Here is a 22,715-nt window from a genome sequence, read left to right as displayed (position 1 = left end):
AAACTCCCCCGAGGTTCAGTCTTCTTTGCCCCTTTTTCCGGTGATTGATGTCACGGAAGATTGCTACGGAGCCACCGCGCGTCATACGGTCAGTGGTCGACTTCCCCCCATTCCCTCATCATCCCCGCCAGGAGCCCACACCCGTGCCCTCTGCCGGACTCGTCCCTCGACGCATCGTGCAGCTCTCCGCGCTGTTCGCGATGCTCGCACTCTTCACGACCCAGCTCGTGACCGCGCTGCTCCCTTACGTCCCGGTGTTCATCGCCGCGGCCGCCGCGAACCTCGCGCTCGACATCTATCTGCAGTACAAGCAGCCGGGCCTCCTGTCGCTCCTCGGCAAGATCCGCTTCGACGTCACGGTCCGCCAGCTCCTGCGCGACATGCTGGTCCTGGTCGGCCTGCTGCGCATCGACGGCATAGAGCCGCTGGCCGAGCAGTCGCCGCTGACGATCACGCTGCTCGCGTTCTACGCCCTGCACTTCGGCTGCCAGGCCGTCGCCGTGATGGTGCGCCGCACGCGCGCGATGCCGATCGTCACGCGCAACATCGACGCCTCGGCACTGCACCTGACGGCCGCCCCGCCGCGGATCCTCTCCCGGCGCCAGGCCCACCGGCTGCTGACCTTCTCGGTGCCCACGACGGTCGGCCTGCTGCTCACCGCGGCCACCACGGACGCGTACTGGGGCGGCATCGGCCTCGGCATCTCGCTCGTGCTGATCGGCGGCGGCGCCCTGTACCTCGCCACGTGGCTGCTGCCCAAGAAGCGGGCGAAGAACGACGAGCGGGTCATGGAGTGGCTCGACCAGTGGCTGGCCGACTACAAGCCGACGGTCGCCATGTACTTCTCGGGCGGCACGACGTCGGCGTACCAGGCGAACATGTGGCTCTCCACGCTCTCCAAGCTCGACGGCAAGCCGCTGATCGTGCTGCGTGAGCGGTTCATGGTGCAGAAGATCGACGCGACGGACGTCCCGATCATCTGCTTCCCGAAGGTGGCGACGATGTTCTCCCTGGAGACGTCGACGCTGAAGATGATGCTGCACCCGGCGAACGCCGCGAAGACCTCGCAGGTCCTGCGCATCCCGACGATCAAGCACGCCTTCATCAACCACGGCGAGAGCGACAAGCTGTCCTCCTGCAACCCGTACGCGAAGGCCTACGACGAGGTGTGGGTGGCGGGCCCCGCGGCCCGCGACCGCTACCAGCTGGCGGACATCGGCGTCGAGGACAAGGACGTCGTCGAGGTGGGCCGCCCCCAGCTCTCCCCGATCCTGCCGTTCACGGGCGCGCCCACGGGCCCGTACACGACCGTGCTGTACGCCCCCACCTGGGAGGGCTGGGACGGCAACCCGGGCAACACCTCGGTGGTCCTGGCCGGCGAGAACATCGTCCGCGAGCTGCTCGCCGACCCGACCGTGCGGCTGCTCTACAAGCCGCACCCGATGACCGGCTCGCAGGACCCGCGCGCGGGCGCCGCCAACGAGCGCATCAAGGCGATGATCCTCGCGGCCAACACCAAGCGCTCCGGCGCCCGCCCCGGCCCCGAGGCCGTGGCCGAGCTGACGCGCCGCGCCGCGGAGCTGGACAGGCTGACCGCGACCGCGTTCCGCAAGAGCTCGGACGAGCAGGAGCGGATGATGCTCCAGGGCTCCCCCGACGGCGACCAGCAGGCCGCCGTGGCCGAGGCGACGGCCGCCTGGGAGGCCGCGTTCTGGGCGTCCTTCCCGGAGTGGGAGCACCAGATCATCACGGGCGCGCGCCCGGCGATCTTCTCCTGCTTCAACCAGGCGGACCTGCTGATCAGCGATGTCTCGTCGGTCGTGTCCGACTGGCTGAGCAGCGAGAAGCCGTACGCGGTCGCCAATACGTCGGGCATGTCCGAGGCGGAGTTCCGGGCGAGCTTCCCGACGGTGTCGGCGGCGACGATACTGGCCCCCGAGGCGGACGGCGTGGCGGCCCTCATGAAGTCCGTACGCGCCCCGGAGCTGGACTCCCACGCGGAGGCCCGCGCCGAGCTGAAGGAGCACCTCCTGGGCCCCTCGGACCCGCCCTCCCTGGCCCGCTTCAACGCCGCGGCCCTCGCCCTGTGCGCGAAGTCCGACGCCCGCCGCGCCCGCATGGCGTCCCGCATCGACGCGGAGATCCCCGGCCAGCGCGTCGCGGAGGAGGCGGCCGAGGAGACGGCGCAGGACCCGACGGAGTCGAACGGCGCGGAGGACTCGGTCACGGCGTGACCACCGCCCGCTGACGGTACGTACGAGGAAGGGCCCCGGAGCTTGTGCTCCGGGGCCCTTCCTCGTACGCGGGGTGGCGCAGTACGCAGGGTGACGCGTCCGCCTAGAACGGCTCGAAGTCGTCGTACGCGCGCTCCGCCTCGTCCCGCTCCGCTTCGCGGTCCCTGCGCCGCTGGGCGGCGGGGCGGGGAGCCTCCAGGCGGTGGTCCTCGCCGCGGCGGCCGAGCATCTCCGCGCCGGCCATCATCGTCGGCTCCCAGTCGAAGACGACCGCGTTCTCCTCGGGGCCGATGGCGACGCCGTCGCCGCTGCGCGCGCCCGCCTTCATCAGCTGGTCCTCGACGCCGAGGCGGCTGAGCCGGTCCGCGAGGTAGCCGACGGCCTCGTCGTTGTTGAAGTCGGTCTGGCGCACCCAGCGCTCCGGCTTCTCGCCGCGCACGCGGTAGATGCCGTCGTCCTCGCGGGTGACGGTGAAGCCGCTGTCGTCGACGGCCTTGGGGCGGATGACGACGCGGGTCGTCTCCTCCTTAGGCTTCGCGGCACGGGCGGCGGCGACGATCTCGGCCAGGCCGAAGGAGAGCTCCTTGAGGCCCTTGTGGGCGACGGCCGACACCTCGAAGACGCGGTAGCCGCGCGCCTCCAGGTCGGGCCGGACCATCTCGGCGAGGTCCTGTCCGTCCGGGATGTCGATCTTGTTGAGGACGACGATGCGCGGACGGTTCTCCAGGCCCGCGCCGTACTGCCGCAGCTCCTCCTCGATGACGTCGAGGTCGGAGACGGGGTCGCGGTCGGACTCCAGGGTCGCCGTGTCGAGTACGTGTACGAGGACACTGCACCGCTCGACGTGCCGCAGGAATTCGAGGCCGAGCCCGCGGCCCTGGCTGGCACCGGGGATGAGGCCGGGCACGTCGGCGACGGTGTAGACGGTGGATCCCGCCGTCACGACGCCGAGGTTGGGGACGAGCGTCGTGAAGGGGTAGTCCGCGATCTTCGGCTTCGCGGCGCTCAGCACGGAGATCAGCGAGGACTTGCCCGCGCTCGGGTAGCCCACCAGGGCGACGTCGGCGACGGACTTGAGCTCCAGGACGAGGTCGCGCTCCTCACCGGGCACGCCGAGCAGCGCGAAGCCGGGGGCCTTGCGCCGGGCGGAGGCGAGGGCCGCGTTGCCGAGGCCGCCGCGGCCGCCCTGGCCGGCGACGAAGATGGTGCCCTGGCCGACCATGTCCGCGAGGACGTTGCCCTGCCGGTCGAGGACGACGGTGCCGTCGGGGACGGGCAGGACGAGGTCCTGGCCGTCCTTGCCGGAGCGGTTGTCACCGGCGCCGGGCTGGCCGTTGGTGGCCTTGCGGTGCGGGCTGTGGTGGTAGTCGAGCAGCGTGGTGACGTCCTGGTCGACTACCAGGATGACGTCACCGCCACGGCCGCCGTTGCCGCCGTCCGGGCCGCCGAGCGGCTTGAACTTCTCACGGTGAACGGAGGCACAGCCGTGGCCTCCGCTACCCGCGGCGGCATGCAGCTCGACGCGGTCCACGAAGGTGGTCATGGTGGGGTGCCTCCAGAAGGAACGTGCGGGGTTGTCTCTTGCGTAACACGCGAAAGGCGGACCCGCTTCCCGACGGGGAAGTGAGGTCCGCCTCGCGAAAGGAACCGATCAGGCGACCGGAACGATGTTCACGACCTTGCGGCCACGGTGGGTACCGAACTCCACCGCGCCGGCGTCGAGCGCGAACAGCGTGTCGTCCTTGCCGCGGCCGACACCCGAGCCCGGGTGGAAGTGCGTACCGCGCTGGCGGACCAGGATCTCACCGGCGTTGACGACCTGACCGCCGAAGCGCTTCACGCCGAGCCGCTGAGCATTGGAGTCGCGACCGTTCCGAGTGGACGATGCGCCCTTCTTGTGTGCCATCTTGTCTCAGTCCCTTACTTCGCAGCCGTGGGGATACCGGTGACCTTGATCGCCGTGTACTGCTGGCGGTGACCCTGGCGACGGCGGTAGCCGGTCTTGTTCTTGTAGCGAAGAATGTCGATCTTCGCGCCCTTGTGGTGGTCCACGACCTCGGCCGTGACCTTGATACCGGCAAGCACCCACGGGTCGCTCGTCACGGCGTCACCGTCGACAACGAGCAGGGTCGAGAGCTCGACCGTGTCGCCAACCTCGGCGGTGGGAATCTTGTCAACCTCAACGATGTCGTCGACAGCAACCTTGTGCTGGCGACCACCGCTGCGCACGATGGCGTACACGCGGATCTCTCTTTCGCTCGGAACGGGACCCCCGCAGTCCAGCCACCCACGAAAGCAGGCGGCCTCTCCCGACCCGGAAGCAGTGCCCGCGGCTCAGGAGGAAAAGGGTTTACAGGGGGCGGGCGTGCATACGAACACGCCGACGGTCCAGGTTACGGGGCCCGGCCTGAAGGGTCAAACCGACCTCGCACCCCCGCTCACGTGGTCGGCTTCTCACCGTCCGGCGGCAGCGGCTTGACGCCCTTGCACAGGTCGGTCCTGTCGGAGGTGCCCGGCCAGGCGACGGCCCGCGTGCGGTTGAAGTGCGAGCGGTAGGTGTCGTGCACCGAGTCGTCGTCGACCTTGACGATCGCCTCGTCGTTCTCGCGCAGGGCGGGCGCCGTGTAGTTCTGCGAGCCCGTGAAGGAGACCTTGTTCCGCTTGCCGTCGTACATGCCGTCGATGAGCAGGTACTTCGAGTGGATGATGTAGGGCGTCGTCAGCTTGGAGCCGGGGCGCAGCGGGTCCCTGTCGTCGTTGTAGCAGCGCACGGAGGGGCCGCCGGACTTGTGGAGCTGCTCCCAGGTGCCGGGCGTGCCGCCCTGGCTCTTGGCGCTGTCCGTCTCCGCGTACAGGATGCTCACGTCGCAGCCGGCCTTCTTCAGCGAGACCAGCTTGTCGGCGATCTGCTTCCGCGTGATCTTGAAGATGGCGGCGCGGACCTTGGTGCGCCGCGTCACACCTGCCGAGTCCTTGTAGGTGCACTTGATGTTGTTCATGACCGAGTACATGGTGTCGGTCTCGTTGACCGTGCCGTTGCGCGGGAAGAAGTACGTCTTGTAGCGGCCGCTGCTGACCGTGCGGTAGTCCCAGTCCTGCCAGCGCTTGCCGAGCATGTCGGCGAAGTAGTCGGCGTACGCGTCGTACATGGCGGGGTTGTTCGGCAGCAGCAGCGCGTCGTTGAAGAACTTCGTGTGCGCGGACGGCGTCGAGTTCGACGTGGTCTGTACGACGACGTCCCTGGCGCCCTTGACCTGCGAGAACAGCCAGAACTTGTTGTGCATGATCGACTTGTCGTACCGCGGGTCGCCGAGGCAGGACTTCCCGGTCGGGCAGAGCGTCACGAAGGACGGCCTGCTCTTGCTCGTGCCGAGCGCCTGCATGAGCCTGGGGAACGAGTTGTTCGTGGGCCGGTCGCTCTTGCTGGTCTCGTCGAGCAGGACCTGGACGTGCACACCGCGCTTCTTGGCGGCCACGAGCGCGTCGACGATCGGGGCCTCCCACACGTGGTAGACCGCGACCTTGATCGTCGAGCCGGGCACCGCCGCGTTCGTCAGCTCGATCAGCCGGGTGCGGATCGCGTGCTGCTGGTCGACGTCGCCCTTCGGGTCGTTGAAGATCGGGCCCTCGGTCCAGGTGGGCGACGTGTCCGCCGACGCGGTCCCCACGGAGCCCGCGGCCTGGATCCCCGCCGCCGACAGGACCGTGGCCAGCGCCACCGCCTGGCGTCCGCCCTTGGCCGGCTTCGCCGCACGGTGCCGTCCCGTGCCTCGCAGGCGCGCGTGCGCCATCTGTCATCCCTCCCTGACGCCGGCGCGCGGGCTCCCCACGCGCGCGCTCACGTCTCTGTTCACCCGTCAGACCGCATGAGTTTTACAGGTAGTTGTCCCTTACTCAAAGACCATGGTGGCCGGTTCACGCTTTCGAGCTGTGGTGCGCCGTTTCCCGGACACAGCGGTGCCCCCCTGCTCAGCCATTCCGGCCGGACAGGGGGGCACTGGGTCGCGAAGAGCGGTCAGCTCTCGCCGACGGCGGTCAGCCCTCGTCGGCGGCGGTCGCGGAGACGCCGGACGGCGCCTGCTCGGCCGCCGCGGCCTTCTTCGTCGTCGCCTTCGACGCCTTCTTGGCCGTCGTCTTCTTGGCGGCCGTCTTCTTGGCCACGGTCTTCTTGGTGGCGGCCTTCTTCGCGGGCGCCTTCTTGGCGGCCTTGCGCGCCGTCTTCTTGGCCGGAACGGCTTCCTCGGCGGGGGCCTCGGCCTCGGCCGCGGGCTTCTCCGACTCGGCCTTCTCCGGCTCGGCCTTCACCGGCTCGGCCTTCTCCGCCGACGGGACGACCACGACGGCCGCCTCCTCCGACGCGGTCGGCGCGGTGGCCTTGCGCACCGCACGGCGGCGCGGACGGGCCGGAGCGGCGTCGGCGACGGGCGCCTCGGCCACCGGCTCGGCGACGGGCTCCGCCACCGGCTCGGCCTTGGGCGCCGGAGCGACGACCACCTCGGCGGCCTCGGGCTCGGTCTCCGCGGCCTTCGGCGAACCGGCGGGCGACGTCGCCTTGCGGACGGCGCGACGGCGCGTACGTCCCTTCGGCGCGGCGTCCTCCGCGGGGGCCGCGGGAGCCTCGTGCGCCGCGTGGACGGCCTCAGGGGTGCCCACGATCGGGTCCTCGGCGGCCGGCGCCTCGGTGCGCGCGACGACGGACTCGACGACGGGGACCTCGGCCTCGGCGGTCTCCGCCTCGGCCCTCGCGGCCCTCTCAGCGGCCCTCTCGGCGGCCTTCTCGGCAGCCCTGGCCCTCTTGCCCGACCGCTTCGGCGTCTCCGGCCTGGGGGCCTCCACGGCCTCCTCGGGAGCGGCTTCGGCACGGGGAGCGCCCGCCGGGGCCGAGGCCCGCCGCGTCGCCCTGCGCCGGGAGCGGCCACCGCGCGAAGCGGCGGCCTCGGCCTCGGCCGCGCTGCTGTACAGCTCCTCGTCCGGGACGAACTCGGGCTCGGGCAGCGCCACCGGAGCGGCGATCTCCGCCGCGATGTCGGCCTCGGTCTCGGCGAGGTCGGCGACATCGACGCCGTCGGCCTCGTGCTCGTGGGTGTGCTCGTGACCGTGGTCCTGCTGGTCCGCGCCGCCACGCCCGCGCTTCTTGCGCTTGCCGCCGCCACCGGCGGAGGTCGGCTGCTCCATGTGGACGATGACGCCGCGGCCATTGCAGTGCACGCACGTCTCGGAGAAGGACTCGAGGAGCCCCTGGCCGACACGCTTACGGGTCATCTGGACCAGGCCGAGCGAGGTGACCTCGGCGACCTGGTGCTTCGTACGGTCGCGCCCGAGGCATTCGAGCAGACGGCGCAGGACCAGATCGCGGTTGGACTCCAGAACCATGTCGATGAAGTCGATGACGACGATGCCGCCGAGGTCGCGCAGGCGCAGCTGGCGCACGATCTCCTCGGCCGCTTCGAGGTTGTTCCTCGTCACGGTCTCTTCGAGGTTGCCGCCCTGACCGGTGAACTTGCCGGTGTTGACGTCGACGACGATCATCGCCTCGGTCTTGTCGATCACCAGCGAGCCGCCGCTCGGCAGCCAGACCTTGCGGTCCAGGGCCTTCGCGAGCTGCTCGTCGATCCGGTACGTCGCGAAGACGTCGACCTCGGAGGTCCACCTGGAGAGGCGGTCCGCCAGGTCGGGCGCGACGTGCGAGACGTATCCGTGGATGGTCTCCCACGCGTCGTCACCGCTGACGATGACCTTGGAGAAGTCCTCGTTGAAGATGTCGCGGACCACGCGGACGGTCATGTCCGGCTCGCCGTACAGCAGGCCCGGCGCGCTCGTGGAGGCCGCCTTCGCCTTCTTCTGGATGTCCTCCCACTGGCCCTGCAGACGCTCGACGTCGCGGCGCAGCTCGTCCTCGCTGGCGCCCTCGGCGGCGGTGCGCACGATGACGCCCGCGTCCTCGGGGACGATCTTCTTGAGGATGGTCTTCAGACGCGCGCGCTCGGTGTCGGGCAGCTTGCGGCTGATGCCGGTCATCGACCCCTCGGGGACGTAGACCAGATAACGGCCGGGCAGCGAGACCTGGCTGGTCAGGCGGGCGCCCTTGTGGCCCATCGGGTCCTTCGTGACCTGTACGAGGACCGACTGGCCGGACTTCAGGGCGGACTCGATGCGCCGGGGGCCGTTGGCCATGCCGAGCGCCTCGAAGTTGACCTCACCGGCGTAGAGGACCGCGTTGCGGCCCTTGCCGATGTCGATGAACGCGGCCTCCATGGACGGCAGTACGTTCTGGACCTTGCCCAGGTAGACGTTGCCGACGTAGCTGGTGGCCTGCTCCTTGTTGACGTAGTGCTCGACGAGCACGTTGTCCTCGAGGACGCCGATCTGGGTGCGCTCGCCGTTCTGGCGGACGACCATCACGCGCTCGACGGCCTCGCGGCGCGCCAGGAACTCGGCCTCGGTGATGATCGGCACCCGGCGGCGGCCCTGCTCGCGGCCCTCGCGGCGGCGCTGCTTCTTGGCCTCGAGGCGCGTCGAGCCCTTGATGGACTGGACCTCGTCGGCGCCCGTGCCGAGCTCGCGCTCTTCCTTCTTGCGGGGCTCGCGGACCTTCACGACCGTGCGCTCGGGGTCGCCGTCGGCCGGCTCGCCCTCGGGGGAGTCACCGGCGCGACGGCGGCGGCGACGACGGCGACGGCTGCTGCTGGAGCCGGCACCACCGGCGTCCGAACCCATGTCGTCCGCGTCCTCGGCGTCCTCGGCGGCCTGCTCGGCGGTGTCCTCGGCGTCCTGCTCCGCCTGCTCGGCGGCGACGGTCACGGTGTCGTCGTCGGACTCGGCCGCGGTGTCGTGCTGCTCGCCGTCCTGGTCGGCCAGGTCACCGCGGCGACGGCGACGGCCACCGCGGCGGCGACGGCGGCCCTGGCGCTCGCCGGACTCCTCCGTGTCGTCGTCGGAGCCGTCGGCGCCGGCGGAGTCGGCCTGCTCGACGGCGACGTCCTCGGCCTCGTCGGCCGGCTGCTCCTCGACCGCCTTGACGGGCTCCCGCTCCTCTACGGCGGCGGGCTGCTCGTCCGCGGCGCGACGGCGGCGGCGACGGCGCGGGGCCGTGTCCTCCTCGGCCACGGGGGCGGGGGCGGGGGCGGCGGCGGCGGTGGGCTCCTCGACGGGCTCCTCCGCGGCCTCTGCGGCGGCCGCGGCGGCGGCGCGCTCCGGGGTCTGGAACATCGGCGCGGCGAACACCGGCGCCTGGAACACGGCGACGGCGGGGCGGGCGGGCTTACGGCCGCCCTCACCGGACTCGTCGGCGGCCTGGGCCTTGCGGGCCTTGTGACCGGCGGGCGCGGAGAATCCGGCGGCCGCGGTCTTGCGGGTGGCGCGACGGCGACGGCCACGGGGGGCGTCGTCCTCGACGGGCTCGGCGGGGGCCTCCTGGATGGGGGCGGGCTGCTCGGCGGCCTTCTCGGGCGCCTTCTCGGCAGGCTGCTCCACGGCCTTCTCCGCGGCCTTCGGCTCACCGGCGGGCGCGGAGGCGCGACGGGTGGCACGACGGCGGGCACGCGGCGCGGGAGCGCCCTCGTCGGCGACCGGCTCGGCCTCGGCGGGCGCGGTGGCGGCGGGCGCCTCCTCGACGGCGGCGGGCGCGTCCTCGGCGGCGGCCTGGGGCGCACCGGCGGGTGCGGAGGCGCGGCGGGACGCACGACGGCGCGCACGCGGGGCGGGCGCGGCCTCTTCGGTCTCTTCCGCCTCTTCGACGGCGGGCGCCGACGCCTCGACAACAGGCTCGGTCACCTCGGTGGCGGCCTCCGGCGCACCAGCGGGCGCGGAAGCGCGACGCGTCGCACGACGGCGCGCACGGGGCGCGGGCGCGGGCGCGGGCTCCTCAGCCTCATCGGCCTCTTCGACGGCGGACGCGGGCGCCTCGGCGACCGGCTCCGCCACCTCGGCGACGGCCTCCGGCGCACCAGCGGGCGCCGAAGCACGCCGGGCCACACGACGGCGGCCACGCGGCGCGGGCCCGGCCTCCTCAGCCTCATCGGCCTCTTCGGCCTCTTCGACTACGGGCGCAGGCGCCTCAGCGGCGGCCTGCGGCGCACCAGCGGGCGCCGAAGCACGGCGGGCCGCACGACGGCGGCCACGCGGCGCAGGCGCGGCCTCCTCAGCCTCATCGGCCTCTTCGGCCTCTTCGACTACGGGCGCAGGCGCCTCAGCGGCGGCCTCCGGCGCACCAGCTGGCGCCGAAGCACGCCGGGCCACACGACGGCGGCCACGCGGCGCAGGCGCGGCCTCCTCAGCCTCATCGGCCTCATCGGCCTCTTCGACTACGGGCGCAGGCGCCTCGGCGGCGGCCTGCGGGGCACCAGTGGGCGCCGAAGCACGGCGCGTCGCACGACGGCGCGCACGCGGGGCGGGCGCGGCCTCCTCGGCGACGGGCTCGGCGCCGGACTCGGTGGCCTCGGTCACCTCTTCGGTCTCTTCGACCTCTTCGGCAGCGGGGGTGGCCGGTATGGCCGGCGCCGCGGCTTTCGCGGTCCCCGCGGGCGGGCCTGCGGGGCGCGATGCCGCGCGGCGCCGACGGCGCGGCGGAAGGGTGTCGCTGGGGCTGTTGTTCTGCGAGCCCTCAGTGGGTTCGTTCGGCTCAAGCATGCGGGCGGTTCTCCCGTCACGCTCCCGGGCGCCGCGCCTGGTCCGGTGATGTACGCGGCTCGCGCTAGATGCGCGGGGCCGCCATCCGGGGGCGTGGGCGCCGCACGGGAGCTCTCTATGTCTTGTCTCGCCGGTTCCGTACGCCCAAATGCGAACGGCCTGGCGAAAGTCTCGGTCAGTGCGCTGCCCGACCCAGGTGGCTCCCGAGTACGAGGGCTGCGCTTTGACGTACGTCCTTAACGGGGGCCTTCCGGCGCCGGCGCCTTCGCGGCGGCAGAGACGGCGGCCGTGGGTGTGGCGGCCGTGACTGCCTCGCGGTCGGGCGCGAGCGGGTCGGTCACCGTGCCGGTCTCTTCATCGAAAAGCCCCTGCGCCAGCCTGGTCACCGCTGCGGGGACCGGCGGCGCCAGGTCGGCCACAGCTCGGAGACCGGACAGGACGTCGTCAGGTCGTACGGCAGGTGTCACGTGCCGAACAACCAGCCGCAGTATCGCACAGGGCTTGTCGCTCGGCCTATCAGTGTCGCGCGTGATCACTGCACCGTCAGTGATCGCTTCACCATCGTTGATCGCTTTACCGTCGTTGATCGCTTCCAGGCCGACGACCGCGGCGCGCGCGTCGAAGGTGCGCATGCCGTTCTTCGTGCGGCGCTGCACCTCGACCGTCTCGGCGGCGCGGAACAGCTCGGCCGCGCGCTGTGCCTCCGCGGGCTCCACGCCGTCGAGGCGCAGCTCCCAGATGGAGGCGGTGAGCCGGTCGGCGAGGCCCGAGGTGCGGGACTCGACGGCGTCGGTGATGTCCAGACCGTCCGGCAGCGATTCGTTGAGCAGATCGCGCAGTTGGTCGGGGTCGCGCGGTGCGGTGAGCGCGATCTCCAGGTACTCGGCCTCACTGCCCGTGCCGGTGGGTGCGGCATTGGCGTACGACACCTTCGGGTGCGGGGTGAACCCCGCCGAGTACGCCATGGGCACCTCGGCGCGGCGCAGCGCACGCTCGAAGGCGCGCTGGAAGTCACGGTGGCTGGTGAACCGGAGGCGGCCGCGCTTGGTGTAGCGCAGTCGGATGCGCTGCACCGCGGGTGCGGGCGGCGGGCCTTCGGGCTGTCGCTTGCCCAGTGTCGTCAGTCCTTCGTGAGTGCGGTCGTACTGCTACCTAGAGTACGTCCCCCGGGCGTGTCAGGTTCCCGCCGGGCCACCGGTACGGGGACGGGCTCCCCCGGCGTCGCCGCCACAGGCACCGGCTGCCTCGGTGCTCCGAACAGCATGCGCCGCACGTCGGCCCGCGCCTGTCGCACGCTCTCGCGTGCGGCGGAGAGGGCCTGCCGGGTGGCGCGGCGGGCCTCCTTGACGGCCTTGGCGGCGGGGCGCCACACCGCGTCGCGGACGACGTGTCCGACGGGTGTGAGGACGGAGCGGTACGCCCACCGCACCGGCTCTACGAAGATCCACCGAAGGAGTCTGGCCAGGAAGCGGCCGACGACGAGGGAGATGTGCCCGGCGATGCGCCAGGCGTGTCCGAGCGCGTCGCCGATCTCGCGCGCGACGACGGCGACGGCCCGTCCGACGGGCGCGAGGACCCAGCGCCACACGGCGACGGCGGGCGCGACGAGGATCCAGCGGAACAGCGTCGAGACGACGGTCCAGATGCCGCGCGCCAGCCAGTCGACGCCCGCTCCGATGCCGCGCGCGAGCCAGGCGATGCCGTGCCCGATCGGCGTCAGGACGGCCTCGTACAGCCACACCGCGGGGACGACGATCAGTACCCGGCCGAGCCAGGCGAGGGCGATGCCGACCGGCACGACCACGTACCGCCACAGTCCCACCCACGGCCACACGAAGACCGCCTTGAACAGCCAGGTCAGGACGGCGCCGATGCCGCGTCCGGCCGCCGCCGCTCCGGTGCCGACGGTCCGTGCGAGCCAGGCGATGCCATGGCCGATCGGGGTCAGCACGCGCGCGTAGAGCCACGCGGCCGGGATCGCGACGAGGTGGCGCCACAGCCATGCGCAGCCCGCGCCGATGCCGAGCGCCAGGGCTGTGATGCCCCGGCCGATGCCCAGCGCCAGCCAGGCGATGCCGTGCCCGATCGGCGTCAGGGCGGCCTCGTACAGCCACACCGCGGGGACGACGATCAGCATCCGGCCCAGCCAGGCGAGCCCGGCGCCGACCGGCACGACCACGTACCGCCAAAGCCCCACCCACGGCCACACGAAGACCGCTTTGAGCAGCCAGGTGAGGACGGTGCCGATGGCGCGTCCTACCGGGCGCAGGGCTCTGTAGTAGAGGAAGCGGCCGCAGACGGCGAGCGCGTCCCAGACCAGGCGCACCGGCACGACGAGCACCAGCACCACGATCCGCACCGGCAGTCGGATGGCGACGGCGAGACAGCCTTCGGCCTGCTCGGGCCGGCGGTCGGCCTGCCCCGGTGGCGGCTGACGCACAGCCTCGTGGGGAGGTCGTTTTTCCAGGTCCATGTCGTCCTAGACGCGTGGGAGTTCGGTTCGGATCCAGTACCGCAGCTTTCCGCCCCGCTCGTCCTCGAATACGCCGCCCGCGGCCTCGATGACCTTGCGTGAACCGGTGTTGTCGGTGTCGCAGGTCACCAGGACGGATTCCAGGCCGAGTCGGGCGGCGTACGGCAGGCAGGCGCGCAGCATCCCGGTGGCGTGGCCGCGGCGGCGCGCGGTGGGGCGGACGTCGTAGCCGATGTGGCCGCCGTACTCGCGCAGGAAACGGGTGGCGATGCTGTGGCGGACGGCGACGCGGCCGAGGTAGTCGGTGCTGCCGTCGACGTACCAGAGGGTTGTGACGGGGACGGCGAGCGGCCCGTCGGTGTGCTCGGCGGCGCGGTGGGTCTCGGCGACGTACCGCTCGAAGACGACGGGGTCGTGCCACTTGTCGCCGTAGTCGCGCAGGGTGCGGCCGAGCGTCGAGTCGTCGTCGGGACCGCCCCGCCCCTCGGCCCGGAACTCCTCCATCGCGGCGATGTAGGAGCGGTGCACCAGGACGGTGGGCGGGGTGAGTTGAGGCATGTGCCGGTGCCGCTGCCTTTACTTCACGACCGTGAGCGGCAGCAGCTTCTTGCCGGTGGGGCCGATCTGGATCTGCGTGTCCATCTGCGGGCAGACACCGCAGTCGAAACACGGCGTCCAGCGGCAGTCCTCGACCTCGGTCTCGTCGAGGGAGTCCTGCCAGTCCTCCCAGAGCCAGTCCTTGTCGAGACCGGAGTCCAGGTGGTCCCAGGGCAGGACCTCTTCGTACGTACGTTCACGCGTGGTGTACCAGTCGACGTCGACGCCCATCTCGGGCAGCGTCTTGTCGGCGCATCGCATCCAGCGCTCGTAGCTGAAGTGCTCGCGCCAGCCGTCGAAGCGGCCGCCTTCCTCGTAGACGGCGCGGATGACGGCGCCGATGCGGCGGTCGCCGCGCGAGAGGAGGCCCTCGACGATGCCGGGCTTGCCGTCGTGGTAGCGGAAGCCGATCGAGCGGCCGTACTTCTTGTCGCCGCGGATCTTGTCGCGGAGCTTCTCCAGGCGGGCGTCGGTCTCCTCGGCGGAGAGCTGCGGGGCCCACTGGAAGGGGGTGTGCGGCTTGGGGACGAAGCCGCCGATCGACACCGTGCAGCGGATGTCGTTCGCTCCGGAGACCTCGCGGCCCTTCTGGATGACCTTCGTCGCCATGTCAGCGATCTGGAGGACGTCGTCGTCGGTCTCGGTGGGCAGGCCGCACATGAAGTACAGCTTCACCTGGCGCCAGCCGTTGCCGTACGCCGTCGAGACGGTGCGGATGAGGTCTTCCTCGGACACCATCTTGTTGATGACCTTGCGCAGCCGCTCGGAGCCGCCCTCGGGGGCGAAGGTCAGGCCGGAGCGGCGGCCGTTCCTGGTCAGCTCGTTGGCGAGGTCGACGTTGAAGGCGTCGACGCGGGTCGAGGGGAGGGACAGGCCGATCTTGTCCTCCTCGTACCGGTCGGCGAGGCCCTTGGCGACGTCGGCGATCTCGCTGTGGTCCGCGGAGGAGAGCGAGAGCAGGCCGACCTCTTCGAAGCCGGTCGCCTTCAGGCCCTTCTCGACCATCTCGCCGATGCCGGTGATGCTTCGCTCCCGCACGGGGCGCGTGATCATGCCGGCCTGGCAGAAACGGCAGCCGCGGGTGCAGCCGCGGAAGATCTCGACGGACATGCGCTCGTGGACGGTCTCCGCGAGCGGGACGAGGGGCTGCTTGGGGTAGGGCCACTCGTCGAGGTCCATGACGGTGTGCTTGGACACCCGCCACGGCACGCCCGACCTGTTGGGTACGACGCGTCCGATCCGCCCGTCGGGGAGGTACTCGACGTCGTAGAACGCCGGGATGTACACGCTGCCCGTCTTCGCGAGGCGGAGCAGGACCTCCTCGCGGCCGCCGGGGCGGCCCTCCGCCTTCCAGGCGCGGATGATCTCGGTCATGTCGAGCACGGCCTGCTCGCCGTCGCCGATGATCGCGGCGTCGATGAAGTCGGCGATCGGCTCGGGGTTGAACGCGGCGTGGCCGCCCGCGAGCACGATCGGGTCCTCGACGGTGCGGTCCTTGGCCTCCAGCGGGATGCCCGCGAGGTCGAGGGCGGTCAGCATGTTGGTGTAGCCCAGCTCGGTGGAGAAGCTGAGCCCGAAGACGTCGAAGGCGCCGACGGGCCGGTGCGAGTCCACGGTGAACTGCGGTACCCCGTGCTCCCGCATCAGGGCCTCCAGGTCCGGCCACACGCTGTAGGTGCGCTCGGCGAGGACGCCCGGACGTTCGTTCAGGACCTCGTAGAGGATCATGACGCCCTGGTTGGGCAACCCCACCTCATACGCGTCCGGGTACATGAGCGCCCAGCGGACGTCGCAGGAGTCCCACGGCTTGACGGTGGAGTTCAGCTCACCACCGACGTACTGGATGGGCTTCTGCACATGCGGGAGCAGAGCTTCGAGCTGTGGGAAGACCGATTCAGACATCGTGAACCTTCATGAGCTGGCAGGGATGACCATCCAGCGTACCCCGGCGTTCAGCCGCCGAGCGCCGCCCTCACCTTCCGCCGGGACGCATCGGCCCACACCTGCGGCAGCTCCCGCTCGCGGTCCGCCGCGCTCGCCTCCTCCTGGCCGTACAGGAGGCCCCAGGTGAACGCGGACTCCCCCGCCAGATGGGCCTGGACCGCCAGGGCGCGCAGGGCGTCGCGGGCGACCACGCTGTCCTGGTGGTCGCCGAGCACGGTCTGTACGGCTTTCATCCGCTTCGCGAACCGCTCGGCGGGGTCGCCGAGCGCGGGGACGGCCGCCTCGCCCGCGTACCGGGCGCGCTTGGCGGCCTTGCGGGCGGCGTGCATGGCCTGGTCGCGCTCCTCGCCGGAGGGCAGCGCGAGGGCGTGCCGGACGCGGGTGGCGAGGCGTGCGTACTCCTTGAGGAGCGCCTTGGGGAGCGCCTTGCCGGGTGGTGCGGAGGCGGCGGGGCGCAGTGGGGGCGCGGCGAGCAGGGCGTCGACGGCGTCCAGGAGCGCGAGGTAGCGCTTGCTGTCGAGGACGGCGACCGTCCTGCCGCGCGAGCCGGTGCGGCGGGCCACGGACCAGATGCGGAGCCGGCCGCGCACCGGGCCGAGGAGGAGGGTCCTCGGCAGCGCGCCGACGCGAGCGGTGAGCCGCTCGGCGAGGACTTCCTGGTCGCGGTCGACGCCCAGCTCCCCGGCGAGCCACTTGAGTTCGTCGCCGACCGGGTCGGTGACCGTCCGGTCGAGGATCTTGCGGTACGACGTGAAGGCGCTGCGCATCCGCCGGGTGGCGACCCGCATCTGGTGCACGGAGTCGGGCAGGTCGCGGCGGACGGCGGGGTCCAGGGAGACGATCGCGTCGCGCTGGGCGCGGAGGTAGGCGACGACGTGGTCGCCGGCGGTTCCGGGTCCGTCCCCGACGGTCTCCCGCACGGCCTCGGCGACGGCCTCGCGCTTCCCGGCCTTCATTCCGGCCTTCATTCCGGCCTTCTTTCCGCTCCTGACGGCAGCGCCTTCGGCGGGCCGACCCGCCTTACGTCCCTTGGGCGCGGTCTCCGTCAGCGCCCTGCCCAGCTTCGACGACGAGGAGGAGCGTCGTACGCCCGCCTTCCTCAGCTTCTTCTCGACCTTGTCGAGGAGCGCGGGGTCGCCGCCTTCGGCCAGCTCCACCTCGATCTCGGACCACGCGGCCGTGCCGCCGCCCGCGGTGAGCCGCTCGGCCCGTACCGCGTCGATGCTGACCTCGGCGAGCAGCGCGCCCCGCGCGTCGACGAGGTGGCGGAGGTTCCGCGCGGACAAGAGGTGGACGAGGGGGGTGAGTTCGGTCTCGCGGACGCGGGAGCGCACGAGGCCGAGGAGGGCGCGGGGCACCTCGTCGGAGAGCGGCGCGTGGATCTCGTCGCGCACGCCCTCGGCGAGCGACACGGGCAGTTTCAGGTGCCAGCCCTCGTCCGCGCCTCCGGTGCGGCGGCGCAGTGTGATCGAGGCGGCGGCCAGGCGTTCGTCGGGGGTGTCCCAGTAGGTGGCGTCCAGTTCGACGACGCCTCTGTCGACGACGTCCCCGACCCCGGCCACACCGGTCAGGTCGGGCAGCTCCGCGTCCGCCCCGACGTCGTACTTCCGCTCGATCTCGCGCTTCGTCTCCGCCATGAACCGAATCTAGACGTGAAGCGCGACGCGGGGCAGGTCATCGGTGGGACTACGCCGACATCGGCCGCTGGACCTTGATCGACTGGAGCAGTCCGACGGCCACCCAGACCGCGAACATCGACGAGCCTCCGTAGCTGACGAAGGGCAGCGGAAGGCCCGCGACCGGCATGATGCCCAGCGTCATCCCGATGTTCTCGAAGGACTGGAAGGCGAACCAGGCGATGATCCCGGCGGCGACGATCGTGCCGTACAGCTCGGTCGTCTCGCGGGCGATGCGGCAGGCGCGCCACAGGACGACGCCGAGGAGGACCAGGATCGCGCCCGCGCCCACGAAGCCGAGCTCCTCGCCCGCGACGGTGAAGACGAAGTCGGTCTGCTGCTCGGGGACGAACTGCCCGGTGGTCTGGGAGCCGTTGAACAGGCCCGTGCCGGTCAGGCCGCCCGAGCCGATGGCGATGCGGGCCTGGTTGGTGTTGTAGCCGACGCCCGCCGGGTCGAGCGCGGGGTTGGCGAAGGCGGCGAAGCGGGCGATCTGGTAGTCGTCGAGGACGCCGAGCTGCCATATGGCGACGCCACCGGCGACGCCGGTGCCGAGCAGTCCGAAGACCCAGCGGTTGGAGGCGCCCGAGGCGAGCAGCACGCCGATCACGATCATCGCCATCACCATGACCGAGCCGAGGTCGGGCATGAGCAGGACGATCACTATCGGCACGGCGGCCAGGCCGAGGGCCTGCACGACGGTGCGGTGGTCGGGGTGGTCCTTGTCGCCCGCGTCCACGCGGGCCGCGAGCAGCATCGCCATGCCCAGGATGATCGTGATCTTCACGAACTCGGAGGGCTGGAGCGAGAAGCCGCCGCCGAGCACGATCCACGCGTGGGCGCCGTTGATGGTCGCGCCGAGCGGGGTGAGCACGAGCAGGACGAGGAAGACGGAGATGCCGTAGAGGATCGGCACGGCCGTGCGCAGCGTGCGGTGGCCGAGCCAGACGGTGCCGATCATCAGGACGAAGCCGATGCCGGTGTTCAGGAGGTGCTTGAGCGCGAAGGCGTACGGGTCGTCGCCGACCAGCTCGGTGCGGTTGCGGGTAGCCGAGTAGACGAGCGCGGTGCCGATCATGGAGAGCGCGATCGCCGCGAGCAGCATCGGCCAGTCGAGTCGGCGCACTATCGAGTCACGGGCCATGAGCCGCGACATGTTGGAGCGCTCGGGGCCGTACCCGGAGACGGAGAAGCCGCTGCCGGTCATCAGTCACGCCTCCAGTCGGCCGGGGCGCCGGCCAGCTCCTGCTGCTCGTCCGGCTCCTTGGGCGCCTCGGGCTTGTAGGGCTTGATCTTCGGAGGGTCGATGGAGCCGTCGCTCTCGATCTTCGGCAGGCTCTTCTGCGGCTCGGGCAGGAGCGCCTTCTTCTTGTCCTGCTTGCCGCTGTCGTCGAGGCCGTAGATCGCGTCGTAGATCTTGCGGACGGCGGGTCCGGAGGCGCCGGAGCCCGTGCCGCCCTGGGAGATCGTCATGACGATCGTGTAGTCCTTGGTGTAGGTCGCGAACCACGAGGTGGTCTGCTTGCCGTAGACCTCGGCGGTACCCGTCTTGGCGTGCATCGGGATCTTGTCCTGTGGCCAGCCCTGGAACCGCCAGGCCGCCGTGCCGCGCGTCGCGACGTCCGCGAGGGCACCGTCTATGTCCCTCTGGAGCTCGGCGTCCATGGGCAGCTTGCCGTGCGACCGCGGTTCGATCTCCCGCACCTGCTTTCCGTCGGCGCTGATGATCGCCTTGCCGACGGTGGGGTCGTAGAGGGTGCCGCCGTTGGCGATGGCGGAGTAGATCGTCGCCATCTGTATCGGCGTGACGAGGGTGTCGCCCTGGCCGATGGAGTAGTTGACGGAGTCACCGGCGCGCATCTTCATGCCTTCGAGGCAGTTCTCGTACGCGATGCGCGCGGCGTAGTCACCGCCGGTCTTCTTGCCCTGCTTGCACCAGGCGTCCTTGTTGGCCTTCCAGTAGTCCTTCTTCCACTTGCGGTCGGGGACGCGGCCGGTGACCTCGTTGGGGAGGTCGATGCCGGTCTCCTTGCCGAGGCCGAACTGGTGGGCGGTCCTGTAGAACCAGTCCTTGGCGTCGGGCCTCGGCTTGTTCCCGCCGTCCCTGGCCCACTGGTCGTGCGAGAGCTTGTAGAAGACGGTGTCGCAGGAGACTTCGAGCGCCTTGCCGAGGGTGATGGCGCCGTGGCCCTTGGACTCGAAGTTCTTGAAGGTCTGGCCGCCGATCGAGTACGAGCTGGGGCACGGGTAGAGGGCGTTGAAGTCGTAGCCCGCGTTCACGGCGGCGGCCGTCGGGATGACCTTGAAGATCGAGCCGGGGGCCGCCTGGCCCTGGATGGCGCGGTTCAGCAGCGGGTAGTTGGACTTCTTGCCGGTGAGCTGGGCGTAGTCCTTGCCGGAGATGCCGCCGACCCAGGCGTTCGGGTCGTACGTCGGGTTGGAGGCCATGGAGACGACGCGGCCGGTCTTGTTCTCCATGACGACGACGGCGCCCGCGTCGGCCTTGTAGTTCTCGCCGGTGTTCTTGTCGAACTCCTGGCGGGCCTTCTTCATCGCGTCGTTCAGCCAGTACTCGGAGACGGCCTGGACACGCGCGTCGATGCTGGTGACGACGTTCGCCCCGGGCTCGGCCTTGTCGGACTCGGCCTTGCCGATGACGCGGCCGAGGTTGTCGACCTCGTAGCGGGTCACACCGGCCTTGCCGCGCAGCTGCTTGTCGTACGTCCGTTCAAGACCGGAGCGGCCCACCTGGTCGGAGCGGAGGAACGGGGAGTCGGTGTCCTTGGCCTTGTTGATCTCGTCGTCGGTGACGGGTGAGAGGTAGCCGAGGACCTGCGCGGTGTTGGAGTTGCCGGGCGCGGGGTAGCGGCGCACGGCGGTGGGTTCGGCGGTGATGCCGGGGAAGTCCTCGGAGCGCTCCCGGATCTGGAGGGCCTGCTTGGGCGTGGCCTCGTCGGTGATCGGGATGGGCTGGTAGGGCGAGCCGTTCCAACAGGGCTGCGGGGTCTTGGCGTCGCAGAGGCGGACCTTGTCGGCGACGTCCTTGGGGTCCATGGCGAGGACGTCGGCGAGCTTGGCGAGGACCGCCTTGCCGTCGTCCTTCATCTTCATCAGATCGGTGCGGGACGCGGAGACGACCAGACGCGTGTGGTTGTCGGCGATCGGCACACCGCGGGCGTCCAGGATCGAGCCGCGCACGGCGGGCTGGACGACCTGCTGGACGTGGTTGCCGGAGGCTTCCTCCGCGTACTCGTCGCCGTTGCGGATCTGGAGGTACCAGAGGCGGCCGCCGAGGGTGAGCAGGAGGGAGACGACGAGGATCTGGATGACGATGAGGCGGATCTGGACGCGGGGGGTGCGTCCGGTCTCCGGAATGTTGGTCACTTCTCCCCTCCCCTGATACGTCCTGCGATACGTACTTCGGCGCGGCCGGCGGTACGTCCTTCGGGTCCTTCGGCGCGGTCGGTGCTGCGTCCTTCGGCGCGGCCGGTGAAGTGGTTCGCCCTCACAGGCGCTTGACCCCCTTGATGCGTCCGGCGCGCGCGACGCGTGCCTTGGCCGCCTTGGCGCGCAGGCCGCCGCGCTGGCTGCCGATGCTCAGTCCGGTGCCCGAGGCGAGCCAGCCTGAGGAGACGTCGGTGGCCTTGTTGGCCGGGGTGCCCTCCCCCAGCGGGTCGTTCTCGGCGCGTCTGGCGAGTGCGATGATCAGCGGCACCGTGAAGGGCGCGAGCAGCAGGTCGTAGAGCGCGGCGGTGAAGAGCAGCCCGCCGAGGCCCACATGGCGTGCGGCGGTGTCGCCGACGAGGGCGCCCACACCCGCGTACAGCAGCGTCGAGCCGATGGCCGCCCCGACGACCACGACGAGCGGACCGGTGGCGGAGCGCAGCCGGCCGCTGTCGGGCTTGGCGAGGCCCGCGAGGTAACCGACGACGCAGAGCACCAGCGCGTACCGCCCGGCGGCGTGGTCGGCGGGCGGGGCCAGGTCGGAGAGGAGGCCCGCGCCGAAGCCGATGAGGGCTCCGCCGACGTGGCCGTAGACCAGGGCGAGGCCGAGGACGGTGAGCAGCACCAGGTCCGGTACGGCGCCCGGCAGTTGGAGCCGGGCCAGGACGCTGACCTGGATGACCAGGGCGACGACGACCAGGGTGGTGGAGAGCAGGATTCGGTTGAAGCGCATGGGTCCGGTCTCCTACTGCTCGTCGCCGTTGGCCGTGCCGTCGGCCGCGCCGTCGGCCGGGGGCTGTCCTGACGGGGTGGCCGTGACGGTCACCGTCGGGGTCGGCTTGGGCTTCTCGGGCTTCTTCGGCAGAACCGTGTCGCGCGGGTCCTTGCGGGGCGCCTCGACGACGACGCCGACGATGTCGAGCTTGGTGAACCCGGCGTACGGCCTCACGTAGATGTTGCGGGTGAGGTCACCGCCCGAGGGGTCGACGCGGACGACTTCGCCGACGGGTACGCCCGGCACGAACGGCCTGTCCTGCTGCGAGCCGAACGTGACCAGGCGGTCGCCCTTCTTGACCTTGGCCTTGCCGTTGAGCAGCTGGACGGAGAGCGGCCGGTCGCCCTGGCCGGTGGCGAAGCCCAGCTCGTCGGTCTTCTCCATGCGGGTGCCGACGGTGAAGTCGGGGTCGTTGGCGAGCAGCACGGTCGCGGTGTTCGGGCCGACCGTGGTGACGCGGCCGACGAGCCCTTCGCTGTTGAGGACGGTCATGTCGCGCTTGATTCCGTCGTTCGCGCCGACGTCGATGGTGACGGTCCAGGAGAAGCCCTGGGCCGCTCCTATGCCGATGACCTCGGCGCCCTTGATGCCGTACTGCCCGGCGCCCGCCGTCTTCAGCATGCCGTCGAGCTGGCGTACGCGGCTGCGGTTGCGGTCGTCGCTGCCGAGCTTCGCCTTCAACACGGCGTTCTGCCGCTCCAGTTCGGCGATGCGGTCGTGGCGGTCGCCGGAGTCACGGACCGCGCCGATGGCGTTGCCGATCGGGTCGACGGCGGAGGACATCCCCTCCTCGACCGGACCGAAGACGGTGGCGGCGGCCTGGCGGGCACCGTCGACCGGCGAGTCCTCACCACCGCGGATGTCCACCGTGATCAAAGCGAACGCGATGGCGATCAGCAGCACCAGGAGCAGCCGGCTCTCTCGTGTGTCCCTCACGTGCGGCG

The 22,715-nt window shown here is 71.2% G+C and carries 15 protein-coding genes; 1 reads left to right on the top strand and 14 read right to left on the bottom strand.

From position 1 onward, the window contains the following. The first annotated feature begins 143 nt into the window (after positions 1–143). Entirely contained in the window at positions 144–2,234 is a 2,091-nt protein-coding gene (locus ACWDVB_RS16910) for a hypothetical protein (protein ID WP_451513153.1), read from the top strand. Positions 2,235–2,337: 103 nt separating this feature from the next. Here ACWDVB_RS16910 and obgE read toward each other — a convergent pair whose 3' ends face one another. From obgE to mreC, 14 genes are all read right to left on the bottom strand, one after another. Further along, a complete protein-coding gene (gene obgE, locus ACWDVB_RS16905; RefSeq protein WP_451513154.1) occupies positions 2,338–3,777 on the bottom strand; it encodes a GTPase ObgE in 1,440 nt (479 codons plus the stop codon). A gap of 108 nt (positions 3,778–3,885) precedes the next feature. Continuing rightward, positions 3,886–4,140 (bottom strand): 50S ribosomal protein L27, encoded by a 255-nt coding sequence (gene rpmA / locus ACWDVB_RS16900; protein WP_010986870.1) that lies wholly within the window; start codon positions 4,138–4,140, stop codon positions 3,886–3,888. Positions 4,141–4,154: 14 nt separating this feature from the next. Further along, the gene (rplU, locus tag ACWDVB_RS16895; RefSeq protein WP_451513155.1) at positions 4,155–4,475 is read right to left on the bottom strand and encodes a 50S ribosomal protein L21; all 321 of its coding nucleotides are present in this window, start codon (positions 4,473–4,475) and stop codon (positions 4,155–4,157) included. Positions 4,476–4,672: 197 nt separating this feature from the next. Continuing rightward, positions 4,673–6,025, bottom strand: coding sequence for a phospholipase D-like domain-containing protein (locus ACWDVB_RS16890; protein ID WP_451513156.1), 1,353 nt, complete (start codon positions 6,023–6,025; stop codon positions 4,673–4,675). Between the two features lie 244 nt (positions 6,026–6,269). Continuing rightward, a complete protein-coding gene (locus ACWDVB_RS16885; protein ID WP_451513157.1) occupies positions 6,270–10,862 on the bottom strand; it encodes an Rne/Rng family ribonuclease in 4,593 nt (1,530 codons plus the stop codon). A gap of 236 nt (positions 10,863–11,098) precedes the next feature. Next, entirely contained in the window at positions 11,099–11,935 is an 837-nt protein-coding gene (locus ACWDVB_RS16880; RefSeq protein WP_451513158.1) for a TIGR03936 family radical SAM-associated protein, read from the bottom strand. 47 nt (positions 11,936–11,982) lie between these two features. Next, complete coding sequence (locus tag ACWDVB_RS16875; protein WP_451513159.1) at positions 11,983–13,335, bottom strand: hypothetical protein; 1,353 nt, start codon at positions 13,333–13,335, stop codon at positions 11,983–11,985. Positions 13,336–13,341: 6 nt separating this feature from the next. Further along, the gene (locus tag ACWDVB_RS16870; protein WP_451513160.1) at positions 13,342–13,893 is read right to left on the bottom strand and encodes a GNAT family N-acetyltransferase; all 552 of its coding nucleotides are present in this window, start codon (positions 13,891–13,893) and stop codon (positions 13,342–13,344) included. An 18-nt stretch (positions 13,894–13,911) separates the two neighbouring features. Further along, the gene (locus tag ACWDVB_RS16865) at positions 13,912–15,834 is read right to left on the bottom strand and encodes a TIGR03960 family B12-binding radical SAM protein (RefSeq protein ID WP_451513161.1); all 1,923 of its coding nucleotides are present in this window, start codon (positions 15,832–15,834) and stop codon (positions 13,912–13,914) included. A gap of 50 nt (positions 15,835–15,884) precedes the next feature. Further along, the gene (locus tag ACWDVB_RS16860; RefSeq protein WP_451513162.1) at positions 15,885–17,513 is read right to left on the bottom strand and encodes a CYTH and CHAD domain-containing protein; all 1,629 of its coding nucleotides are present in this window, start codon (positions 17,511–17,513) and stop codon (positions 15,885–15,887) included. 49 nt (positions 17,514–17,562) lie between these two features. Then, positions 17,563–18,759 (bottom strand): rod shape-determining protein RodA, encoded by a 1,197-nt coding sequence (gene rodA, locus ACWDVB_RS16855; RefSeq protein ID WP_451513163.1) that lies wholly within the window; start codon positions 18,757–18,759, stop codon positions 17,563–17,565. Then, the gene (gene mrdA / locus ACWDVB_RS16850) at positions 18,759–20,936 is read right to left on the bottom strand and encodes a penicillin-binding protein 2 (protein WP_451513164.1); all 2,178 of its coding nucleotides are present in this window, start codon (positions 20,934–20,936) and stop codon (positions 18,759–18,761) included. Before mrdA ends, rodA begins: the two co-directional genes overlap by 1 nt. 121 nt (positions 20,937–21,057) lie before the next feature. After that, positions 21,058–21,729, bottom strand: a complete 672-nt coding sequence (gene mreD / locus ACWDVB_RS16845; protein WP_451513165.1) for a rod shape-determining protein MreD — start codon at positions 21,727–21,729, stop codon at positions 21,058–21,060. Between the two features lie 12 nt (positions 21,730–21,741). Then, the gene (mreC, locus tag ACWDVB_RS16840; RefSeq protein ID WP_451513166.1) at positions 21,742–22,707 is read right to left on the bottom strand and encodes a rod shape-determining protein MreC; all 966 of its coding nucleotides are present in this window, start codon (positions 22,705–22,707) and stop codon (positions 21,742–21,744) included. Positions 22,708–22,715: the final 8 nt, after the last annotated feature.

Source organism: Streptomyces sp. NPDC003379, assembly GCF_053589195.1.
Note: the sequence above shows the minus strand (reverse complement) of the source record. Positions and strands in the feature narration are given on the sequence as shown.